Origin of the sequence: Streptomyces sp. NPDC012508, assembly GCF_042902595.1 — a bacterium.
Classification (GTDB): Bacteria; Actinomycetota; Actinomycetes; order Streptomycetales; family Streptomycetaceae; genus Streptomyces.
The window spans coordinates 52,098-71,513 of record NZ_JBIBEO010000009.1 but is presented as its reverse complement, the minus strand read 5'-3'; the positions used below and the strand labels follow the sequence as shown (position 1 = coordinate 71,513).

Genomic DNA, 19,416 nt, shown 5'->3' with positions numbered 1-19,416 from the left:
CGCATCACGTCGAACCGAGACCTCGGCGGACGCCGGAGACCCCGTTGACGCGAGCGGGCGCGGAATCCTACGGTCATGCATAGGATTGTTTTGGGCTTCAGGACAGGAGCGTGCGATGACCACGGAGAACACTGAGCGGGCGAGAAAGACGGCCGACGGACTCACGTACTCCACCGGCTTCGGCAACGAGCACAGCTCGGAAGCCGTACCGGGAGCACTGCCGCACGGCCGCAACTCGCCGCAGCGGGCACCGCTCGGCCTCTACGCGGAGCAGCTGAGCGGCAGCGCGTTCACCGAGCCGCGTGCCCACAACCGCCGCTCGTGGCTCTACCGCGTCCGCCCCTCGGCCGCGCACCCCCCGTTCATCCGGATCGACAACGGCGCCGTCCGCTCCGCGCCGTTCACCGAGACCGTCCCCGACCCCAACCGGCTGCGCTGGAACCCGCTCCCCGACCCGGCTCCGGGCACGGACTGGCTGGCCGGCCTCTGGACGCTCGGCGGCAACGGCGACGCGGCCCAGCGCATCGGCATGGCCGTGCACCTCTACCACGCGAACGCCTCCATGGAGCGGGTCTTCAGCGACGCCGACGGCGAGCTGCTGATCGTCCCCGAGCGCGGTGGCCTGCTCCTGCGTACCGAACTCGGCCTGCTCGCCGCCCACCCGGGCGAGGTCGCGCTGATCCCCCGCGGTGTCCGCTTCCGCGTCGAGCTCCTCGACGACAGCGCTCGCGGTTACGTCTGCGAGAACTACGGGGCGCCGTTCCAGCTCCCCGACCTCGGCCCGATCGGCGCCAACGGCCTCGCCAACGCCCGCGACTTCCGCGCCCCCGTCGCCGCCTACGAGGACGTCGAGGGCCCGGTCGAGGTCGTGAACAAGTACTGCGGCAACCTCTGGTCCGCGACGTACGGCCACTCCCCGCTCGATGTCGTCGCCTGGCACGGCAACCACACCCCGTACGTCTACGACCTGCGGCGCTTCAACGTCATCGGGACGATCTCGTACGACCACCCGGACCCGTCGATCTTCACGGTCCTCACCTCCCCGACCGACACCCCGGGACTCGCGGGCGTCGACTTCGTGGTCTTCGCCCCCCGCTGGCTGGTCGGCGAGGACACCTTCAGGCCGCCGTACTTCCACCGCAACGTGATGAGCGAGTACATGGGGCTGATCGAGGGCGCCTACGACGCGAAGGCCGAGGGCTTCGTCCCGGGCGGCGGCTCGCTGCACAACATGATGTCCGCGCACGGACCGGACCGGGAGACGTTCGACAAGGCCAGCGCCGCCGAGCTGAAGCCGCAGAAGATCGACGACGGGCTCGCCTTCATGTTCGAGACCCGCTGGCCGGTCACGGCCACCGGGCAGGCCGCGTCCGCCGACCATCTGCAGAAGGGCTACGACGACGTATGGCAGGGTCTTGAGCGCCACTTCCGGCCGTAGAGTCTCGTAGCCGTCGAGCCTCACGGCCCCGGAGGCCCGTGGCCGTCGAGGCTCGACGTCCCGGGCCTCGTTGTCCCCGAGCCTCGTCGTCGTCGAGTCTCGTTGTCGTCGTACGGAGAACGCCGTGACCGCCTTCGCTCCCGATTCGCTGGTCCTGAACCGCAAGCTGCCGCTCTGGTATCAGGTCTCGCAGTCGCTGCGCGCCTCCATACTGGGCCGCACGCCCGACGCCTCGCTGCGGCTGCCCACCGAGGAGCAGCTCGCCGCCCACTACGGCGTGAGCGTGCTGACGATGCGGCAGGCCCTCAAGGAGCTGGAGGAGGAGGGCCTGATCAGCAGGCACCGGCGGCGCGGCACGTTCATCGAGCCCGGCGCCCGGCGCTCCACCCCGCGCCGGCTGCTCGGCTCGATCGACGCGATCGTGGCCCAGCAGTCCGGCGAGCGGACCACCGTCCTCGGGCACGGCGCCGAGCCGGTGCCCGGTGAGCTCGCCGAGTACTTCCCCGATGTCACGGAGGTGGTCGCCTACAAGCGGCTGCGGCGCGACGGGGAGAGCGGCGAGCCCACCAACTGGGCGGAGAACGCGGTACGGCCCGAGGTCGCGGCCGGTCTCGACCCGGTCGACCTGGAGCGCTGGCCGATGACGAAGGTGCTGCGGGACGTGATGGGGGTACGGATCAGCCGGATCACGGACACCGTCGAGGCCCGGCTCGCGGACCCGGAGACCGCGGCGCTGCTCCAGGTGCCCCTGCTCTCGCCGATCCTGCACTACACCGGCGTCACCTACGACGAGGACGGCCGGGTCGTGGACGTGGCCCGGATCCGGTACCGGGGCGACCGGTTCTCCTTCACGGTGACGGTGGAGGCGCACTGAAGGACCGGGGCCCCACGAGCGGTGGAGGCGCACCGAGCCCGCTCGCTAGCATCCGGGGCGTGACCGATGACGTACCGCTGGACGACGCGCCCCTCCTGGACGAGCTGATGCCGTGGTCCGTCGCGCCGTTGCGGCTCGGCCGGTCCTGGATCGTGGCGCCCGACGTCCGTACGCTGCGGGCGCGCTGGGAACGCCTGGTCGGGGCCGAGGGGGCCGAGCGCGAGGAGCTGTTCCGGCCCAGCCGGGCGCGGACGCCGTCGAGTTCCGTGGCCGCGCTGCCCGGGCAGCGGACCGGCACGGTCCGGTTCGCCCGGGAGTCCGGGCCGTGCCCGGAACCGGTACGGCTGGCCCACGGCCCCTTCGACGAGCAGTGGCTGCTCCCCGACCACCGCCTCATCGACACCGCGCGCCCGGAGCTGTGGCGGGTCGCCGACGCGCGGCAGCACTTCGTTGTCGAGCAGGGGTACGTGCCGGGTGCGGCCGGTCCCGCGCTGCTGGTGACGGCGGCGCTGCCCGACGGCCGCTCCCCGGCCGGGCGCCCTGGCCGGATCCGTCCGCTGTTCCGCCGCCCCGGGGGCGAGGAGCCGAACGTCGTGCCCGGTCTGCTGCCCCTGCTGAGCGAGCGGTACGGGGGTCAGGTCACCGCCCACGACGTCCTGGCCTGGGCCGTGGCGGCCGCCCGTCCGTCCGCCGCCGGCTGTCGGGTTCCCCTCCCGGCCCGCCCGGACGTCTGGTCCACGGGCGTGGAACTCGGCCGGAGGCTCACGGACATCCAGCTGCGGGGCGCCCACGGCGGCGAGCGGCCCCGTCTGCCCGGCGGCCGGCGCCCCTATGTGCGCGCCCCCATCCCGGCGCGGCCGACCACGCTCGCGTACGAGCGCGGGGAGGAGACCCTGGCTCTCGACGAGGGCAGGATCTCGCCCGTGCCGGCGGAGGCGTGGGAGTTCCACGTCGGAGGCGTACGGATGCTGGAGCAGTGGTTCGCGCACCGGACCGCGCCCGCCGAACCCGGCGGTCTGGAGGCCATCGGCCCGGCGGCATGGCCGCAGGAATGGACGTCGGAGCTCCTGGAGCTCATCACGGTCCTCGCGCTGCTCGCCGAGCGGGACGGGGAGCGAGCCGCGCTCGCCGCCGAGGGGCCGTGGATGCCCCGGGCCGCGCTGCGCGAGGCGGGGGTCCTGCCCGTACCGGACACGGCCCGCCGCCCCGCCTCCGTACTGGACCATCAGGAGGAGGGCCCGGAAGGCCAGTTCGCGCTGCTCTAGGCGTGTCCGCCGGAAGCCCCCGTGCCGGGTCTACCCCGGGGCGAAGGAGTCGAGGACCCGTCCCAGCGTCCGCTCGAAGATCTCCTCGGGGTCGAGGCGTTCGACCCCGGCGGCACCGAAGACCGCGGCCAGTCTGGGGTAAGCGCCGCCCGCGAGCCGCTCCAGGAGATAGGCGCCGCGCACCGCCTGCTCCTGCTCCTCGGACCAGGGCAGTCCGCGGGCGCGCTCGGCGATCGCGAGTTCGTTGGCGACGATCGTCATCACGGTGCCGTTGACCGTCGCGATCAGCTCCATCTTGGTGCCGCCGGGCAGATCCAGGCCGTCCAGGCAGGCCAGGCACGCTTCGAGGAAGCGCAGCGCGTTGGGGCCGAATGCGTACCCGGTCGTCATCAGCCGGATCACCCAGGGGTGGCGGCGCAGGATGCCCCGGGCCTCGCGGGCCACCTGGAGCATGTCCGCGCGCCAGTCGCCGCTGGGAGGTTCGGGGAGGTCGTACTCACCACTGACGGCGTCGACCATCAGCTCGTACAGATCCTCCTTGCGCGGCACGTAGTTGTAGAGCGACATCGTGCCGCAGCCGATGTCGGCCGCGATCCGCCGCATGGAGAGCGCGTCGATGCCGTCCGCATCGGCGATGCGGATCGCGGCGGCCACGATGTCGGCCCTGGTGTACGCCGGTTTCGGGCCTCGGCCCGCGCGTTCGGGGCGCGCCCAGATCACTTCCGGTTCGGCCGCTCGGCCCGCCATTGATCATCACCTCGCCACCATCCTAGTTATGTACAGCGTACGTAGTGGGGTACGGTCTCGGCATGACTACTACGTACGCTGTACTTAGTGAAGGGCTGGCGAAGCGATACGGCGAGGTCCACGCGCTGCGCGGGCTCGATCTCGCCGTCCCCGAGGGCACGGTCTGCGGCATCCTCGGCCCCAACGGCGCGGGCAAGACGACCGCCGTCCGCGTGCTGACCACGCTGGTCGCCCCGGACGCGGGCAGCGCGCGGGTCGCGGGCCACGACGTGGTGCGGGACCCGGCGGGGGTGCGGAAGCGCATCGCGGTCACCGGCCAGTACGCCTCGGTCGACGGTGATCTCTCCGGCGCCGAGAACCTGCGGCTCTTCGCGAAGCTGCTGCGCGCCCCGCGCGCCCGGGCCGACGAGCTCCTGGAGCAGTTCGGCCTCACGGAGGCCGCCGGTCGGCCCGCCCGCACCTACTCGGGCGGGATGCGGCGCCGGCTCGACCTCGCGGCGAGCCTGCTGGTACCGCCTCGGGTCCTCTTCCTCGACGAGCCCACGACGGGGCTCGACCCGCACAGCCGGAACGGGATCTGGGACGCCGTACGGGGGTTGGCGTCCCAGGGCACGACGGTGCTGCTGACCACGCAGTACCTGGAGGAGGCCGATCAGCTCGCCGACGACATCGTGCTGATCGACGACGGCCGGGCCGCGCACCGCGGCACCCCCGCCGAACTCAAGGCGCTGATCGGCAGTCGGGCGGAGGTGGTGGTCGCCGACCCCGCACTGCTCGACGCGGCGGCGGCGGTGCTCGACCAGCTCACCGGCTCCGCGCCGCTCATCGACGCGGAGCGCCGCACGGTCGGCGCGGTGACCACGGACACCACGCTCACGCTCCCCCGGATCGTCCGCGAGATCGACGCGGCCGGGGTCCACATCGTCGACGCGTCCCTGCGTCCGCCCACCCTCGACGAGGTGTTCCTGCGCCTCACCGACCGGAAGGAACTCGTCGCATGAGCGCGCTGGTCCACGATGGAACCGCTGTACTGGGCCGCCATCTCCAGAAGGTCCGCCGCGCCCCGGCGATCGTCGTCATGACGCAGACCATGCCGGTCGTCTTCCTGCTCTTCTTCGGGTACGTCTTCGGCAGCGCGCTCGCCATGCCGGGCGCCGAGTACCGCGCGTATCTGGTGCCCGGTCTGCTTGTGGCGACGGCGGCGGGCGGCGTCATGACGGGGATGTTCCAGGCCGCCCAGGACTCCCACCGGGGCGTCATGGACCGCTTCCGCACGATGCCGGTCAGCCGGGCCGCCGTACCGCTCGGGCAGGCGCTCGCCGATCTGGTGACCAGCGCGGTCGGCATGGTCCCGATGATCCTGGTCGGGCTCGCCATGGGCTGGCGGATCGAGGGCTCCGCCCTGGAGGCGCTGGGCGCCTTCGGGCTGCTGCTGCTCTTCCGCTTCGCGGCGACCTGGGTGGGCATCCTGCTGGGCCTCGCCTCGCGGAGCGAGGAGGCGGCGGGGCAGCTGGGCAGCGCCACGTTCATGCTGCCGCTGCTCTCGAACGCGTACATCCCGACCGAGAACATGGCGGGCTGGCTGCGGACGATCGCCGAGTGGAACCCGATCTCCGCCGTCACGACAGCGGTGCGGGACCTCTTCGGCAACGCGGCCGTCCCGGCGGACGCCGCCTGGCCGGTGGCACACCCGGTGGCCGGCTCACTGCTCTGGTCGGTGGCGCTGATCGCCGTCTTCGCGCCGCTCGCCGTGCGCCGGTACTCCCGGGGGTGACACGGCCCGCGGGTGACGAGGGTGACGGTGACAACGGAGGTGACCAGAGGGTAGGGAGGGCTGATGAGCATGCAGCCACTCCCCCTGGAGGGGATCACGGTCGTCGCGGTCGAGCAGGCCGTCGCCGCTCCCTTCGCCACCCGCCAGCTCGCCGATCTGGGCGCCCGGGTCATCAAGATCGAGCGCCCGGACGGCGGTGACTTCGCGCGCGGGTACGACACGGCGGCGCGGGGGCTCGCCTCGCACTTCGTGTGGTGCAACCGCGGCAAGGAGTCGGTGGCCGTCGACCTCAAGGACGGGCGGGGTCTCAGCCTGGTCCGCCGGCTGGTCGCCGGTGCCGACGTCTTCGTACAGAACCTGGCACAGGGGGCGGCGGCGCGGCTCGGTCTGGACGCGGCCACGCTCTGTGCCGCGCACCCCCGGCTGATCGCGGTGGACGTCTCGGGGTACGGGCCGGGCGGGCCGTACGCGCACAAACGGGCCTACGACATGCTCGTGCAGTGCGAGGCGGGTCTGGTGTCGGTGACCGGGACCGAGGAGCAGCCGGTGAAGTCGGGGATCCCGGCGGCCGACATCGCGGCGGGGATGTACGCGTACGCGGGTGTCCTCGCCGCGCTGGTGCGGCGTGGGACGACGGGGCGGGGCGGGCCTGTGGAGGTGTCGCTGCTCGACTCGCTGGCCGAGTGGATGGGGCATCCGTTGCACCATGGGATGCATGGAGGCACGGCACCGGCGCGCACCGGTCTGGCGCACGCCGTCATCGCGCCGTACGACGCCTATCCGACGGCCGACGGGAGCCTGGTGCTGCTGTCGGTCCAGAACGACCGCGAGTGGCGCCGACTGGCCGAACAGGTCCTGGAACGGCCGGATCTGGCGGACGATCCGGCGTTCGCGACGAACACGGCCCGGGTGGCGGGCCGGGCACGGACGGACGCGGTGGTGGCGGGGGCGCTGGCGCCGCTGACGGCGGCGGAGGCCCTGGCGCGGCTGGACGCGGCCGGGGTCGCGTGCGCGCGGCTGAACACGGTGGCGGACCTGGCGGAGCATCCGCAGCTGGCGGCGCGGGAACGCTGGCGGTCGGTCGACTCGGCGGCCGGGCCCCTGCGGGCCCTGCTGCCGCCCGTCACGTTCCCGGACGGCCCCGAGGCCCGGATGGGCCGCATCCCGGCTTTGGGGGAGGACACGGATGCGGTGCTCGGTGAACTCGGGGTGGGTCCGGCGGAGCTGGCGGCGCTACGGGAGGACGGCGTTGTGACGTAAGGGGGCCGCGGGGTGGGAGGGGTGGGCAGCAGCCGTCGTCGGGGTGTGCTCACCGTCCCGCAGAGCTGTTCCCCCAGTCCTTCGCCCGGGAGGTGTCCCTGGGTGACCCCAGCTCTGCGGACCAGATGCCCACGACCCCGAAGGAAGGCCGGCTAGCCGCGGCTGCCGAAAAGGCTGCGGCGCAGCCGGCGCAGGGGCGCGAACAGCGAGACGCGCGCGCTCTTGCTGTGGTGGCTCTGCGCGACGTCACGCGATGTCAGCTCACGCATCAGCAGCGTCGCCTCGGCCGCCTCACGCTGGGGCACGACGGGGCCGCCGAGCACCGCGAGATGGCGGTCGAGCCGCGAACTGGTCGCGCTGCTCCCGCATGTGATGGCAGGCACTCGCGGCCTGCTGCGCATTGCTATCTGTTCCATGTCACTCCCCACCCTGACGAGGGCACCCGGCCCGGGCAGGTTAACCCTATCGCCCCGCTGTGACACCCGTGTATCCCGACGGCAGGATTCACCGCACTCGTACGGGGATTGACGACTACTGTCCGAATCCATCTGATTCCAGGGTGAGTTGGACAGCGCTCGAACACCTTCCGAACCGCCACGAACCATCCTGCACGCACGGGCACCACCTGCACTCATCTGACGGTGTGTGATCTCTGCCACCAAGATCACCTCACACTCTCCCGGTGGTGTTCGAAGTACCCGGCCGAGGGGCAGAAATGCTCCACCGTGGCCGTCGACGGATGGAGACACGCCATGACCGTGATCGCGGGGCGGTACCGGCTCCTGGACGTGCTGGGGCAGGGCGGCATGGGCACCGTCTGGCGCGCCAGGGACGAGGTCCTGGGGCGTGACGTGGCCGTGAAGGAGGTCCGGGCCCCGGCCGGCCTCGCCGGTGACGACGAACGCCGGCTGTACGCGCGCCTGGAGCGGGAGGCGTGGGCTGCCGCCCGGATCTCCCACCGCAGCGTGGTGACGGTCTACGACGTGGCCACCGAGGACGGCCGGCCCTGGATCGTGATGGAGCTGATCCCGGGGCTCGCCCTGTCCGACGTCCTCGACGCGGAGGGCCCCATGCCCCCGCGGCGCGCCGCGCTCATCGGCGCCGAGGTGCTGGCGGCCCTGGGCGCCGCGCACGAGGCGGGAGTCCTGCACCGGGACGTGAAGCCGGGCAACGTCCTGCTCGGCAACGACGGCCGGGTCGTGCTGACCGACTTCGGCATCGCCGCGGTGCAGGGGACGTCTCCCCTCACGATGACGGGCGAGCTGATCGGGTCACCCGAATTCCTGGCTCCCGAGCGTGCGTTGGGCCGCACCCCGGGACCGGCCTCGGACCTGTGGTCGCTCGGCGTGCTGCTCTACGCGGCCGTGGAGGGCCACTCTCCCTTCCGTCAGGACACTCCGCTGAGCACGTTGCGAGCCGTGGTGGACGAGGAGCTTCCGCCGCCGCGCCGGGCCGGGGCGCTCGCGCCGGTGATCGAGGGTCTGTTGCGCAAGGACCCGCAGGAGCGGATCCAGGCAGCGGCCGCCGAGAGGCAGTTGCGGGTCGTGGGCGCGGGCGGCACCCCGGGGGCTGCGACGGGGCCGGGGCCGTCGCGGCCGGTGCCGTCGGAGCCGTACGGGCCGGACCGCCGGGCCACGAGCGGCGAGCACACCCCGCCGCTGCCCCTGCCCGTCCCCCCGCCCGCCTCCTCGCGGCCGCTCCCCCAGGACGCGACGGATCAGGACCGCTCCAGGCGTGCGGTGGCCGTCCTCGCGGTCGGGATCGTCCTTCTGCTGCTGGCCGTGGGCGGACTGACGTACGCGCTGCTGCAGAACAGGGGCGGCGGTCAGGGGCCGGGCGGAGGAGCCACGAGCAGCGCTCCGGGGACGAGTGCACCGCCGACGGAGACTCCCTCGACCACGACGCCGACCCCGACCCGCACGACGGCCGACCCGACGACCACCGCGCCGCCGGTGCCGACGGTCCTGGTGCACGTACGGGCCGTGCGCGACGACTACAGCGGCGCCTGCCCGCCGCCCGAGGACCGGGCGCCCGCGTTCGCCGCCACGCTCACGGTGAGCCGTACGCCCGCCTCGGTGGAGTACCGCTGGGTCACGGAGAGCGGTGAGAGCTCGGCGGAGGACGGCTGGCAGAAGCTGGAGTTCCCGGCCGGCGAGCCGGCGGAGCGGCAGGTGGAGCACACGGAGCTGACACACCGGGAGGGCGGCACCCGCCGGGACCGGATCCGGATGGCGGTGCGCGCCCCGGTCGAGAAGAGTTCGAACTGGGTGGCGTTCTCGGTGACCTGCGAGCAGGTGACCCCGACGGGCGGGGCCACCTCCCCGAGTGGCACCGCTACGCCACAGCCCTGAAGCTGGGCAGGTAGCCGCCGGACTGGCCGGAGGCGGTGGGGTGGTACGACTCGCCGATGTTGAGCCAGTTGACGCTGTGCAGCCACGCCGAGCCGGAGCAGATCTCGTGTCCGGTGAAGGCGGGGACGACACTCGCGAAGGTGTAGCCGTGGTCGGCCGCGCGCTTGGCGGTGGCCGCGTTGAGGATGTCGGACCCGTCGTTGATGGCGCGACGCTCGTTCTCGCTCAGGCCGGCGACGCAGCCGCCGCCGATCTTGTAGAAGCGCGGGTAGCCGAGAACGACGACCCGGGCGTTCGGGGCCTTGGCTCTGATGGCCGAGTACACGGAGTCGAGCTTTCCGGGGAGAGTGCTGTCGACGTAGGCCTTGGCTTGATTCACACGGTTGATGCAGGAGGCTTCCGACTGGAGGACACAGGTGGTCATGACATCGGCGAAGCCGGCGTCATTTCCCCCGATCGTGATGGAGACCAGGTCGGTGGCGGTGGAGAGGGGTCCGAGCTGTCCGCTCGTGACATCACCCGTTCGGGCGCCCGAGCAGGCGGTGAACGCGAACGACGAGGGTGAGTTCGCGTTCTTCCAGAGGACGGGGAAGGCCTTGGTGGAGCGCTTGCAGTCGCCGCTGGCGCTGTCGTAGCTCCCGGCGCCGACGCCGGAGGAGTACGAGTCACCGAGCGCCACGTAGTCGAGAGCTGCGGCTTCGGCGGCCTGCGCGGTTCCCGCCCCGGTGAGGGCGAGGACGGCACCGAGCAGGAGCGAGGACGAGAATGCCACGAATCGGGACCTTTTCATGGAACCTCCCTTTAGCAGGATCTCTGCGCTACTAGGTAGTAGCAGCGAGCCGAGTCCGCTGGAAGTGTCCATGCCAAGAAGATTTGGCGAGTAGCCGCCGACGCCCCGTCAGGGACCGTCGAGATCAAGCCATCTGATGGATCTTGCATCGAAATGAATTCGCACAACAATGCGCACGAGTTTCATTCGACCCCAATGGCATCACCAGACAAACGGATTGCGAAAAACCGATCGGGACGGTTCCGTATCTGACCGCCGAAGGGTCGCCAATTAGCAGAAAGGGGAGTCGCCGATCCAGGACTTGCCATACAGTCCTATTCATCAATACCGTCGTACATCTCACCCGCATCGGACCGTCGCGCTCAACAGCTCAGGGGAGGGCTTCAGCGTCGCGAGGGTTCCGGAGCGGGGCGCGGTAGGGGGGGCAGTGCTCGGCGTACGCATACGTGCGCCGGGTCGCGTTGCCGCGCGGTCTGAGATGCCAACTCACCCATGCCGTACAGCGATTGTTCGCTGTGCGGACGGGGTGAGTACCCCCCTTTCGTAACCGGACAGACCACCGGACAGCCCGGGGGTGGGCGGTCCACCGGACGAGAGGGAAACACCACTCATGAGTTCATTCCTGCGCCCGGCCGTCGACCACGAAGTGGTGGACCAGAGCCGAATAGCAGCCCAATACAAGGCGATCACCTCGCATTTGGCGATCACTCCGCCGGTGAGTGTCGTCATCCCCGCGATGAACGAAGCGGAAAATCTCCCGTACGTCTTCAAGTCGCTGCCCGACTGGATCCACGAAGTGGTTCTCGTCGACGGAAACTCCACCGACGACACCGTCCGGGTGGCGCGTGAACTCCGGCCCGACGTCAAGGTCGTCAAGCAGGTCGGCAAGGGCAAGGGCGACGCGCTCATCAGCGGCTTCGCCGCCTGCACCGGCGACATCATCGTGATGGTCGACGCGGACGGCTCCGCCGACGGCCAGGAGATCGTCTCCTACGTCTCCGCCCTGGTCGGCGGCGCCGACTTCGCCAAGGGCTCCCGCTTCGCCAACGGCGGCGGCACGGACGACATGACACCCGTCCGCCGGCTGGGCAACTGGGCGCTCTGCGCCCTGGTCAACCGCAAGTTCGGCGCCCGCTACACCGACCTCTGCTACGGCTACAACGCCTTCTGGCGCCACTGCCTCGACAGGGTCACCCTGGACTGCACCGGCTTCGAGATCGAGACCCTGATCAACATCCGGGTCGTCAAGGCCGGCCTGAAGGTCCAGGAGGTACCGAGCCACGAGTACCTGCGCATCCACGGCGTCAGCAACCTCAACGCCGTACGCGACGGCATCCGGGTGCTGAAGGTGATCCTCCGGGAGAAGGGCGTCAGACGCGCGGCGCGCCGCAAGCCGAACGCCTTCTCGGTCAACGTTCCCCGGGGAGAGGCGTCTTGACCGACCGTCTGTTCTCCGTCGTGATCTGCGTCTACACGGAGGACCGCTGGGAGGACATCCTCGCGGCGGTCGACTCCGTGCGGAACCAGTCGCATCCGGCCCGGGAGATCCTGCTCGTGGTCGACCACAACGAGCGGCTGCTCGCCCGGCTGTCCGAGCGGTTCACGGACCGGGCCGGTCACGAGGAGGAGGTGCGGGTGCTCGCCAACGCGGGCCCCCGCGGCCTCTCCTCCGGACGCAACACCGGAATCGCCACCGCTCAGGGCGAGTTCGTGGCCTTCCTCGACGACGACGCCGTGGCCGAGCGGGACTGGCTGCGGCACTTCGCCGAGGCGTACGACGACCCGCGGGTCATGGCGGTGGGCGGACGGACCGTGCCCGCCTGGGCGTCGGGCCGCCGGCCGGACTGGTTTCCCGAGGAGTTCGACTGGGTCGTCGGCTGCACGTACCGCGGCCTGCCTCCGGGGCGGGTCCGGGTACGCAACGTGCTGGGCGGCAACGCCTCCTTCCGGCGTACGGCCTTCGACGCCGCGGGCGGCTTCGCCACGGGCATCGGGCGGGACGGGGACCGGCGGCCGCTCGGCTGTGAGGAGACCGAGCTCTGCATCCGGCTCTCCCAGGCCCTTCCGGACGCCGTCCTGCTGATCGACGACCGGTCCGTCATCCACCACAAGGTCCCGGCCGCGCGCGAGCGCTTCGGCTACTTCCGTACCCGGACGTACGCCGAAGGCCTCTCCAAGGCGCTCGTCTCCCGCAGTGTGGGCGCGGGCAAGGGCCTGGAGGCGGAACGGCGGTACACCACCCGGGTGTTGCCGGCCGGCGTCGCGCGCGGCCTGCGCGACGCGCTGCTCGGTCGCCCCGGCGGCGCGGGCCGGGCGGGCGCGATCGTGGCGGGAGTGGCGATGGCGGCCGGCGGCTACGTACGAGGGGCGCTGCGGGCCCGCGCGGGCGGGGCGACGTTCTCGTCCGGGCCGATCCCGCGGCGGCACGACGCCCCGGAGGTGGCCGCGTGAACGAACCCGTACCGATCCTGATGTACCACGCGGTGGACCACGAACCCGCCCCGGCCACCCGCCGGCTGTCCGTCTCCCCCGAGGCGTTCGCCGCGCAGATGGCGGTCGTAGCCGACCGCGGGTTCACCGCGCTCACCACGGCCGAACTGGCCGAGGCCTGGCGCACGGGCGGGAGCCTGCCCGCGCGCCCGGTCCTGATCACCTTCGACGACGGTTACGAGGGGGTCCACCGGCACGCGCTGCCCGTGCTCGCCAAGCACGGCTTCGCGTCGACGCTGTTCGTCTCCACGGGCTGGCTGCGGGGGGCGCACGACGAGGGCGGCGCCCCGGACACCATGCTCGACTGGGAACAGGTGCGCGAACTGGCCGCCGCCGGTACGGAGATCGGCGGTCACACCCACACCCATCCGCAACTCGACCAGGTCGACGAGCGACGCCTCTGGTACGAGACCCTGCGCTGCAGGGAGCTCGTCCGCGAGGAACTCGGCCGCGCGCCGATGTCGTTCGCCTACCCGTACGGCTACTCCGACCGCCGGGTCCGGCGCACGGTCCGGGCGGCGGGCTACGCCCAGGCGCTCGCGGTCGGGAACGCGACGGCGCGGCGCCGGCAAGGACCGTACGCGCTGGAGCGGCTGACCGTACGGCGGTCCACCGGGATCGAGGAGTTCGAACGCCTCGTGGAGGGCCGGGCGGTCACCCGCACCTTCGCCGCGGACCGAGCGCTGACCAAGGGCTACGCACTGGTGCGCCGTACCCGGGCCGCGGTCCGCTCGGCGGGGCGGTACGGGCTCTGAGGATCCGGGGCCGTGGCGGGCCCCGGATCGTCCCGTTCAAAACACCGTGCACGGAATGCCCGGTTGCCGGATCATGGCCGCCATGTCTGCCACGCCATCCGAGGGTTCCGCGCCATCCGGGTCCGCGCCGTCCGGGTCCGCGCCGTCCGGGTCCGCGCCGTCCGGGTCCGCGCCGTCCGAGGGGCCCGCGCCGGCCGCTGGGTCCGCGCCGTCCGTCGGGCCCGCGCCGTCCGAGCCGCATCGGGCACTGCCCATCCGGCTCAACGTCGACGACAGCGACTCGCCGTCCGACGTCATCGACGCGCTCTTCCTCGGCCGGTTCGCCACCGGCGAGCAGCCCCACTCGCACAGCACGTCCCTGGACCGGGTGAAGTCCACCGCGACGCTCCTGCCCGCCGGGGCGACGGTGGTGCGCGCGGCCAAGGACGACGACCGCGCCGCCATGCTCGCCGAGGGCGACGGCTGGACGCTGCTGATCTCCCGCTGGAACAGGGGTGCGGACGTCACGGTCACCGCGACCGCGCCCGAGCTGGCGGAGAAGATCCTCGAGGAGGCGACGGACGGGGCGAGGGACGAGCCCGAACCGCAGCCCGAGAACGTGACGATGGGCTTCTGGTACGTGTCGCCGCGGCGCGGCCCGTACCGGACGACCCGGCAGATCAGCGCGGGCACCTGGGAGGAGATCCGGCCGAACTACACGGCGCCCGTGGCCGACGCGATGGACCGGCTGATGAAGGTCACCCCGGACGACATCGCGGGCCGGCTGCTGCTGCTCCACGGGCCGCCGGGCACCGGGAAGACCTCGGCGCTGCGCACCCTCGCCCGCTCCTGGCGGGACTGGTGCCAGGTGGACTGTGTCCTGGACCCGGAGCGGCTCTTCAACGACGTCGGCTATCTGATGGACATCGCGATCGGCGAGGACGAGGGCACGGCGAAGGGGCGGTGGCGGCTGCTGCTCCTGGAGGACTGCGACGAGCTGATCCGCGGCGAGGCGAAGCACACGGCGGGACAGGCGCTGTCCCGGCTGCTGAACCTGACGGACGGGCTGCTCGGCCAGGGCCGGAACGTCCTCGTGGGCGTCACGACCAACGAGGACCTGGAGCGGCTGCACCCGGCCGTGGTCCGCCCCGGCCGGTGCCTGGCGCGGATCGAGGTCGGCGGGCTCACCCGGAGCGAGGCGGTGGGGTGGCTGGGCCGCGAGGAGGGCGTCGGCCGCGAGGGCGCGACGCTGGCGGAGCTGTACGCCCTGCGGCGCGGCACATCGGCCCCCGGGCTCCCGGAGCCCAGGACCCCGGACGCGGGAATGTACCTGTAGGACGGGCCCGTGAGGGCCCAGGACGGGGCCCCACCCGGCGCGGAGTCCCCGGAGCAGGGCGCCGCCCCAGGTGCGGGATCAGCTTCCGTACGCCGCCCGGAGCGCTTCCGTCACCGCCGCCGACGCCGCCTCGTGGGTCAGGCCCAGGCGCCTCGCCTCCCCCGCGTACGTCGCCGCCGCGCTCGCCGCCAGGCGTGCCGCCGCGTCGCCCGCCGCGGCGACGAACGTGCCGTGGCGGCCCCGGGTCTCGATGACGCCGTCCGCCTCCAGCGACTTGTACGCCTTGGCGACCGTGTTCGCCGCGAGGCCCAGTTCCTCCGCCAGGCCGCGTACCGTCGGCAGTTTGTAGCCGACCGGCACGGCGCCGGAACGGGCACGCTCCGCGATCTGGGCGCGCAGTTGTTCGTACGGGGCGGTCGACGAGTCCGTGTCCACGGTGATTCGCAATGTCACGGCCCGATTCTCCCCCCGCCCCGGGGGAAAATGGGAGGCGGCCGCGCCACCCCGCCGCGTAGCGTGCGGCACCATGACTGTGATCGTCCGTGATGTACGACCGGAGGACGCCGAGGACTTCGCGCGCGTCCGGCGGGCAGCGCTCCCGTTCATGCTGACGAACGCCGCCCAGGTGGCCTTCGACTGGGCCCATGCCCATCCCGACGCGCACGACCGGCCGCTGGTCGCCGAGGTCGACGGCGAGATCGTCGGCACGGCCCGGCTCGGCGTCGTGCACGACGCGCCGGAGCCCGGTGTCGGCTCGGTCGACATCTACGTCCACCCGGAGAAGCGCAGGCTCGGCGCGGGCACGCTGCTGATGCACGCCGCAGAGGAGCACCTCGCGCGACGCGGGGCGAGCACGCTCTACAGCTGGGTCCTCGACGATCCGGAGTTCCGCGGCTTCGCCGAGCGACGCGGGTACTCCGCCCGCCGTTCCGCGCACTTCCTCCGCCTCGACCTCGCCTCCGCCGGGCTGCCGCCGCTCGTGGAGCCACCGGCGGGTGTCGAGCTGCGGAGTGCCGCCAGTTTCGCCGCCGATCCCCGGCCGCTGTTCGTCCTCGACGCGCTGACCACGGCCGACGAGCCCGGTGACGTCGGCGCCGAGCTGACGGACTACGAGCACTGGCTGGCGACCACCTGGAACCATCCGCTGTTCGACCCCGAGCTGACCACGGTCGCGGTGGTGGACGGCCGCCCCGCCGCGTTCAGCGCCGCCCAGACCGACGGCGAGGGCCGGTACAACTCCGGGATGACCGGCACCGGCCCGGAGTTCCGCGGGCGCGGCCTCGCCAAGCTGGCCAAGAACCACTCCCTGCACCGGGCCCGGGCCGCCGGCTGCACGGAGGCGTTCACCGGGAACGACGCGGGCAACGGGCCCATGCTGGCGATCAACAAGTGGTTCGGATACGAGATCTGCGCGACGGAGGTGCGTCATGCCCGCATGCTCGGTTGAGGTCGTGCTCGTGAAGGCGGGCCGCACGAAGATCCGCTATCCCGCCGAGGTCCTCGCCGACGACGGCACCCGGCTCGCGGTCCGCGCTCCCTGGGCGGCCGAGGGGGTGCGGGACTTCGGCTTCGTACGGTTCGAGCCGGGCGATGTGTTCGTCGAGCACTACTGGCGCGACCGCTGGTACGCGGTCAAGGAGGTCCGCTCCTCGGACGGCACGCTCAAGGGCTGGTACTGCGACGTCACCCGGCCGGCCGAGGTCGCGGGCGCGGAGGTCGTGGTCGAGGACCTGGACCTCGACCTGTGGGTGTCGGCGGACGGCAGCGAGGTGCTGCGGCTCGACGAGGACGAGTTCCAGGCGAGCGGCCTGGCCGCGTCCGACCCGGAGGCGGCGGCCCGCGCCGTCGACGCCCTCGACGAGCTCGAACTGCTGGGCCGCGAGGGGCTCGTCCGGCTGACGTCGGGTCTCGGCCTCAGCCGAGGATGACGTCCGAGTCCTGCGCGGCCAGGAAGCCGGGCATGGGCACGCCGAGCGGTCCCGACGGTGTGAGCTGCATCAGCGTCGCCTTCACCCGGGCCGCGCCGGGCCGGTAGCCGGGTTCCTTCACGACGGCCGTGTTGGACCAGTCGCGCACCTGGCCGTCGCAGACGGCCCGGGTGCCGCCGATGCCGGCGGAACGGTCCTCCTGGACGAGCGTGCTGCTGACGAAGACCGGTCCCGCACTGTCGTCGAGGCAGCGGTACGTGCCGGAGACGGTGACCGTGCCGTCGGCGGCGACCGTGCCGTACGCGTCGACGGAGAGGTCGTCGGCGGAGCCCGCGTGGGCGGCACCGGCCGCGGTGGCGACCAGCAGCGAGCCGAGCGAGAGGGCGAGACGGAAGCGCATGGGGATGTCCCTTCGGGGTGGGGGGTGTGTCGCCCGCCAGGGATATCGGATCAAGCCCCGAGGTGTCCGAAACTCACCCTATCGGGGGCGAGTTGAGGCGCTTGCGGTAATGAATACGGTCGTACGGTCCGTCCGCCCGGCGCTCGACGACCTCGTAGCCGTACCGCTCGTACATCTTCTGGTTCTCCCACATCATCGCGTTGGTGAGCAGCCGGACCTCGGGCAGCCCGAGGGCGTCGGCGCGGGACTCCACGAAGGCGAGCAGGCGGCGGCCGAGGCCGGTGCCCTGCGCGTCCGGGTGGACGGCGATGTTGTCGAGATACAGATGGTCGGCCTCGGTCCTGAGGACCACGAGGCCGACCACCGGGTCGCCGGGCGACGAACACTCTCCCGGCGGCGACGTCCGCCGCGTGATCCGCCTCCATCGGGGCCGGCACGAGGCCGATCCGCTCGATGTAGTGGTGATAGGCCGCGTCGGTCACGGCCTTCACCCGGGGGACGTCGGTGCTCGTCGCGAGCCGGATGTCCTGTGTCATGCCGACACGTTACGGCGGCGGACGATCACCTTCTTCAGCAGGGGCCAGGCGAGGAGGATCGCGACGACGGCGTAGACGGTCACGGAGAAGGGCGTGTTCACCAGGCCCGTGAGCGAGCCGTCGCTGATCTGGAGCGCACGGCGCAGCTGCTGTTCGGCGGCCGGGCCGAGGATGACGCCGATGACCGCGGGCAGTACGGGAAGTCCGTAACGCCGCATGCCGAAGCCGATCAGGCCGATGATCAGCAGGATGACGAGGTCGAGTGCTTCGCCGCCGACCGCGTACGCGCCCACGGCGGCGAAGAAGAGGATGCCGGCGTAGAGGTACGGGCGCGGGATGCGCAGCAGCTTGGCCCAGACGGGCGCGAGCGGCAGGTTGAGCGCGAGCAGCAGGACCATGCCGACGAAGAGCGAGGCGATCAGGCCCCAGACCAGGTCGGGTTCGCGTTCGAAGAGCAGCGGTCCGGGCTGGATGCCGTACTGCTGGAAGGCGGCGAGCATGACGGCGGCGACGGCGGTCGTCGGCAGGCCCAGGGTCAGCATGGAGACGAGCGTCCCCGCGGCGGAGGCGGAGGCGGCGGACTCGGGTCCCGCGACCCCCTCGATGGCGCCCTTGCCGAACTGGTCCTTGTGCTTCGAGAACCGCTTCTCGGTGACGTACGAGAGGAAGGTCGGGATCTCGGCGCCGCCCGCGGGGATCGCGCCGAACGGGAAGCCGATGACGGGCCCGCGCAGCCAGGACTTCCAGGTGCGTCGTACGTCGTCCTTGCCGAGCCACGGCCGGCCGACCGGGATGGCCTCGCCGGCCGTACGGCGCAGATGCGCGGCGACCCACAGCGCCTCGCCGATCGCGAAGAGCCCGACCGCGACGATCACCACGTCGATGCCGTCGGCGAGCTGGAGCGAGCCGAACGTGAGGCGCTGCTGCCCGGTCATCTGGTCGAGGCCGACCAGGCCGAGGGTGAGGCCGATGAGGAGCGAGGCGAGGCCGCGGATCCGGGAGGAGCCGAGGACGGATGTCACGGCGATGAACGCGAGGACCATGATGGCGAAGTAGTCGGGCGCGCCGATGTCGACGGCGAGCGCGGCGACGGTCGGGGCGAGGGCGACGAGCAGGAGCGTGCCGATCATGCCGCCGGCGAAGTGTCCGATGGCGGCGGCCGCGAGCGCCTGGGCGCCGCGGCCCGCCTTGGCCATGGGGTTGCCCTCCATGGCGGCGACGACGGCCGCGCTCTCACCGGGGGTGTTGAGGAGGATCGAGGTCGTGGAGCCGCCGAACATCGCTCCGTAGTAGATGCCGGCGAACATGATGAAGGCGCCGGTCGGTTCGAGTCCGTAAGTCACCGGGAGCAGCAGGGCCACGGCCATGGCGGGTCCGATGCCGGGCAGGACGCCGATGGCGGTGCCGAGGAGCACGCCGAGCGCGGCCCACAGCAGGTTCATCGGGGTGAGGGCCGTACCGAATCCGTCGATCAGGGAGTTCAGTGAGTCCAT

General features: G+C 72.1%; 19 protein-coding genes and 1 pseudogene. 13 read left to right on the top strand and 7 right to left on the bottom strand.

Annotated features, from left to right (window positions below; all coding sequences use genetic code 11):
* Window positions 1–115 precede the first annotated feature (115 nt).
* The 3 genes from hmgA to ACFY8U_RS28295 all read left to right on the top strand — a co-directional run bounded on the left by hmgA (window position 116) and on the right by ACFY8U_RS28295 (window position 3,577).
* Window positions 116–1,438 carry a homogentisate 1,2-dioxygenase gene (gene hmgA / locus ACFY8U_RS28305; protein WP_389575170.1) on the top strand — a complete coding sequence of 441 codons (1,323 nt, stop codon included), beginning with the start codon at window positions 116–118 and terminating at the stop codon, window positions 1,436–1,438.
* Between the two features lie 124 nt (window positions 1,439–1,562).
* The gene (locus ACFY8U_RS28300; protein WP_389575168.1) at window positions 1,563–2,312 is read left to right on the top strand and encodes a GntR family transcriptional regulator; all 750 of its coding nucleotides are present in this window, start codon (window positions 1,563–1,565) and stop codon (window positions 2,310–2,312) included.
* 50 nt (window positions 2,313–2,362) lie between these two features.
* Complete coding sequence (locus ACFY8U_RS28295; protein ID WP_389575407.1) at window positions 2,363–3,577, top strand: type ISP restriction/modification enzyme; 1,215 nt, start codon at window positions 2,363–2,365, stop codon at window positions 3,575–3,577.
* Between the two features lie 30 nt (window positions 3,578–3,607).
* Here the strand turns inward: ACFY8U_RS28295 and ACFY8U_RS28290 are convergent, their stop codons facing one another.
* A complete protein-coding gene (locus ACFY8U_RS28290; protein ID WP_389575166.1) occupies window positions 3,608–4,324 on the bottom strand; it encodes a TetR/AcrR family transcriptional regulator C-terminal domain-containing protein in 717 nt (238 codons plus the stop codon).
* Between the two features lie 62 nt (window positions 4,325–4,386).
* Here ACFY8U_RS28290 and ACFY8U_RS28285 point away from each other — a divergent pair, with 62 nt between their 5' ends.
* The 3 genes from ACFY8U_RS28285 to ACFY8U_RS28275 all read left to right on the top strand — a co-directional run bounded on the left by ACFY8U_RS28285 (window position 4,387) and on the right by ACFY8U_RS28275 (window position 7,358).
* A complete protein-coding gene (locus ACFY8U_RS28285; RefSeq protein ID WP_389575164.1) occupies window positions 4,387–5,325 on the top strand; it encodes an ATP-binding cassette domain-containing protein in 939 nt (312 codons plus the stop codon).
* On the top strand, window positions 5,322–6,098 hold the full coding sequence (locus ACFY8U_RS28280; RefSeq protein WP_389575162.1) for an ABC transporter permease: 777 nt from the start codon (window positions 5,322–5,324) through the stop codon (window positions 6,096–6,098). Before ACFY8U_RS28285 ends, ACFY8U_RS28280 begins: the two co-directional genes overlap by 4 nt.
* Window positions 6,099–6,161: 63 nt before the next feature.
* Window positions 6,162–7,358: a CaiB/BaiF CoA transferase family protein gene (locus ACFY8U_RS28275; RefSeq protein WP_389575160.1), complete on the top strand. Its 1,197-nt coding sequence runs from the start codon at window positions 6,162–6,164 to the stop codon at window positions 7,356–7,358.
* A 152-nt stretch (window positions 7,359–7,510) separates the two neighbouring features.
* Here ACFY8U_RS28275 and ACFY8U_RS28270 read toward each other — a convergent pair whose 3' ends face one another.
* On the bottom strand, window positions 7,511–7,774 hold the full coding sequence (locus ACFY8U_RS28270) for a hypothetical protein (protein ID WP_361439168.1): 264 nt from the start codon (window positions 7,772–7,774) through the stop codon (window positions 7,511–7,513).
* A gap of 336 nt (window positions 7,775–8,110) precedes the next feature.
* On the opposite strand from ACFY8U_RS28270, the gene ACFY8U_RS28265 reads away from it, so the two are divergent.
* Window positions 8,111–9,709, top strand: a complete 1,599-nt coding sequence (locus ACFY8U_RS28265) for a serine/threonine-protein kinase (RefSeq protein WP_389575158.1) — start codon at window positions 8,111–8,113, stop codon at window positions 9,707–9,709.
* Here ACFY8U_RS28265 and ACFY8U_RS28260 read toward each other — a convergent pair.
* Window positions 9,693–10,499, bottom strand: coding sequence for an SGNH/GDSL hydrolase family protein (locus ACFY8U_RS28260; RefSeq protein WP_389575156.1), 807 nt, complete (start codon window positions 10,497–10,499; stop codon window positions 9,693–9,695). The two genes, ACFY8U_RS28265 and ACFY8U_RS28260, sit on opposite strands and share 17 nt — an antisense overlap.
* A gap of 610 nt (window positions 10,500–11,109) precedes the next feature.
* On the opposite strand from ACFY8U_RS28260, the gene ACFY8U_RS28255 reads away from it, so the two are divergent.
* The 4 genes from ACFY8U_RS28255 to ACFY8U_RS28240 all read left to right on the top strand — a co-directional run bounded on the left by ACFY8U_RS28255 (window position 11,110) and on the right by ACFY8U_RS28240 (window position 15,059).
* Window positions 11,110–11,937, top strand: a complete 828-nt coding sequence (locus ACFY8U_RS28255) for a glycosyltransferase family 2 protein (protein ID WP_389575154.1) — start codon at window positions 11,110–11,112, stop codon at window positions 11,935–11,937.
* Window positions 11,934–12,950 (top strand): glycosyltransferase family 2 protein, encoded by a 1,017-nt coding sequence (locus ACFY8U_RS28250; RefSeq protein WP_389575152.1) that lies wholly within the window; start codon window positions 11,934–11,936, stop codon window positions 12,948–12,950. The genes ACFY8U_RS28255 and ACFY8U_RS28250 overlap by 4 nt, the downstream gene beginning before the upstream one ends.
* 20 nt (window positions 12,951–12,970) lie before the next feature.
* Window positions 12,971–13,744 (top strand): polysaccharide deacetylase family protein, encoded by a 774-nt coding sequence (locus ACFY8U_RS28245; protein ID WP_389575406.1) that lies wholly within the window; start codon window positions 12,971–12,973, stop codon window positions 13,742–13,744.
* A gap of 82 nt (window positions 13,745–13,826) precedes the next feature.
* On the top strand, window positions 13,827–15,059 hold the full coding sequence (locus ACFY8U_RS28240) for a DUF5925 domain-containing protein (RefSeq protein ID WP_389575150.1): 1,233 nt from the start codon (window positions 13,827–13,829) through the stop codon (window positions 15,057–15,059).
* Between the two features lie 78 nt (window positions 15,060–15,137).
* On the opposite strand, the gene ACFY8U_RS28235 is transcribed toward ACFY8U_RS28240, so the two are convergent.
* A complete protein-coding gene (locus ACFY8U_RS28235) occupies window positions 15,138–15,512 on the bottom strand; it encodes a GntR family transcriptional regulator (RefSeq protein ID WP_389575148.1) in 375 nt (124 codons plus the stop codon).
* Between the two features lie 73 nt (window positions 15,513–15,585).
* Here ACFY8U_RS28235 and ACFY8U_RS28230 point away from each other — a divergent pair, with 73 nt between their 5' ends.
* Together ACFY8U_RS28230 and ACFY8U_RS28225 are read left to right on the top strand one after the other, a co-directional pair.
* Window positions 15,586–16,506 (top strand): GNAT family N-acetyltransferase, encoded by a 921-nt coding sequence (locus tag ACFY8U_RS28230; protein ID WP_389575146.1) that lies wholly within the window; start codon window positions 15,586–15,588, stop codon window positions 16,504–16,506.
* On the top strand, window positions 16,487–16,987 hold the full coding sequence (locus ACFY8U_RS28225) for a DUF402 domain-containing protein (RefSeq protein WP_389575144.1): 501 nt from the start codon (window positions 16,487–16,489) through the stop codon (window positions 16,985–16,987). The genes ACFY8U_RS28230 and ACFY8U_RS28225 overlap by 20 nt, the downstream gene beginning before the upstream one ends.
* Here the strand turns inward: ACFY8U_RS28225 and ACFY8U_RS28220 are convergent.
* The 3 genes and pseudogenes from ACFY8U_RS28220 to ACFY8U_RS28210 form a co-directional block, all read right to left on the bottom strand.
* Window positions 16,974–17,387 (bottom strand): DUF6299 family protein, encoded by a 414-nt coding sequence (locus tag ACFY8U_RS28220; RefSeq protein ID WP_389575142.1) that lies wholly within the window; start codon window positions 17,385–17,387, stop codon window positions 16,974–16,976. The genes ACFY8U_RS28225 and ACFY8U_RS28220 overlap by 14 nt on opposite strands.
* A 73-nt stretch (window positions 17,388–17,460) precedes the next feature.
* Window positions 17,461–17,923, bottom strand: a pseudogene (locus tag ACFY8U_RS28215) (GNAT family N-acetyltransferase).
* Window positions 17,920–19,416: a tripartite tricarboxylate transporter permease gene (locus ACFY8U_RS28210; protein WP_361601327.1), complete on the bottom strand. Its 1,497-nt coding sequence runs from the start codon at window positions 19,414–19,416 to the stop codon at window positions 17,920–17,922. Before ACFY8U_RS28210 ends, ACFY8U_RS28215 begins: the two are co-directional and overlap by 4 nt.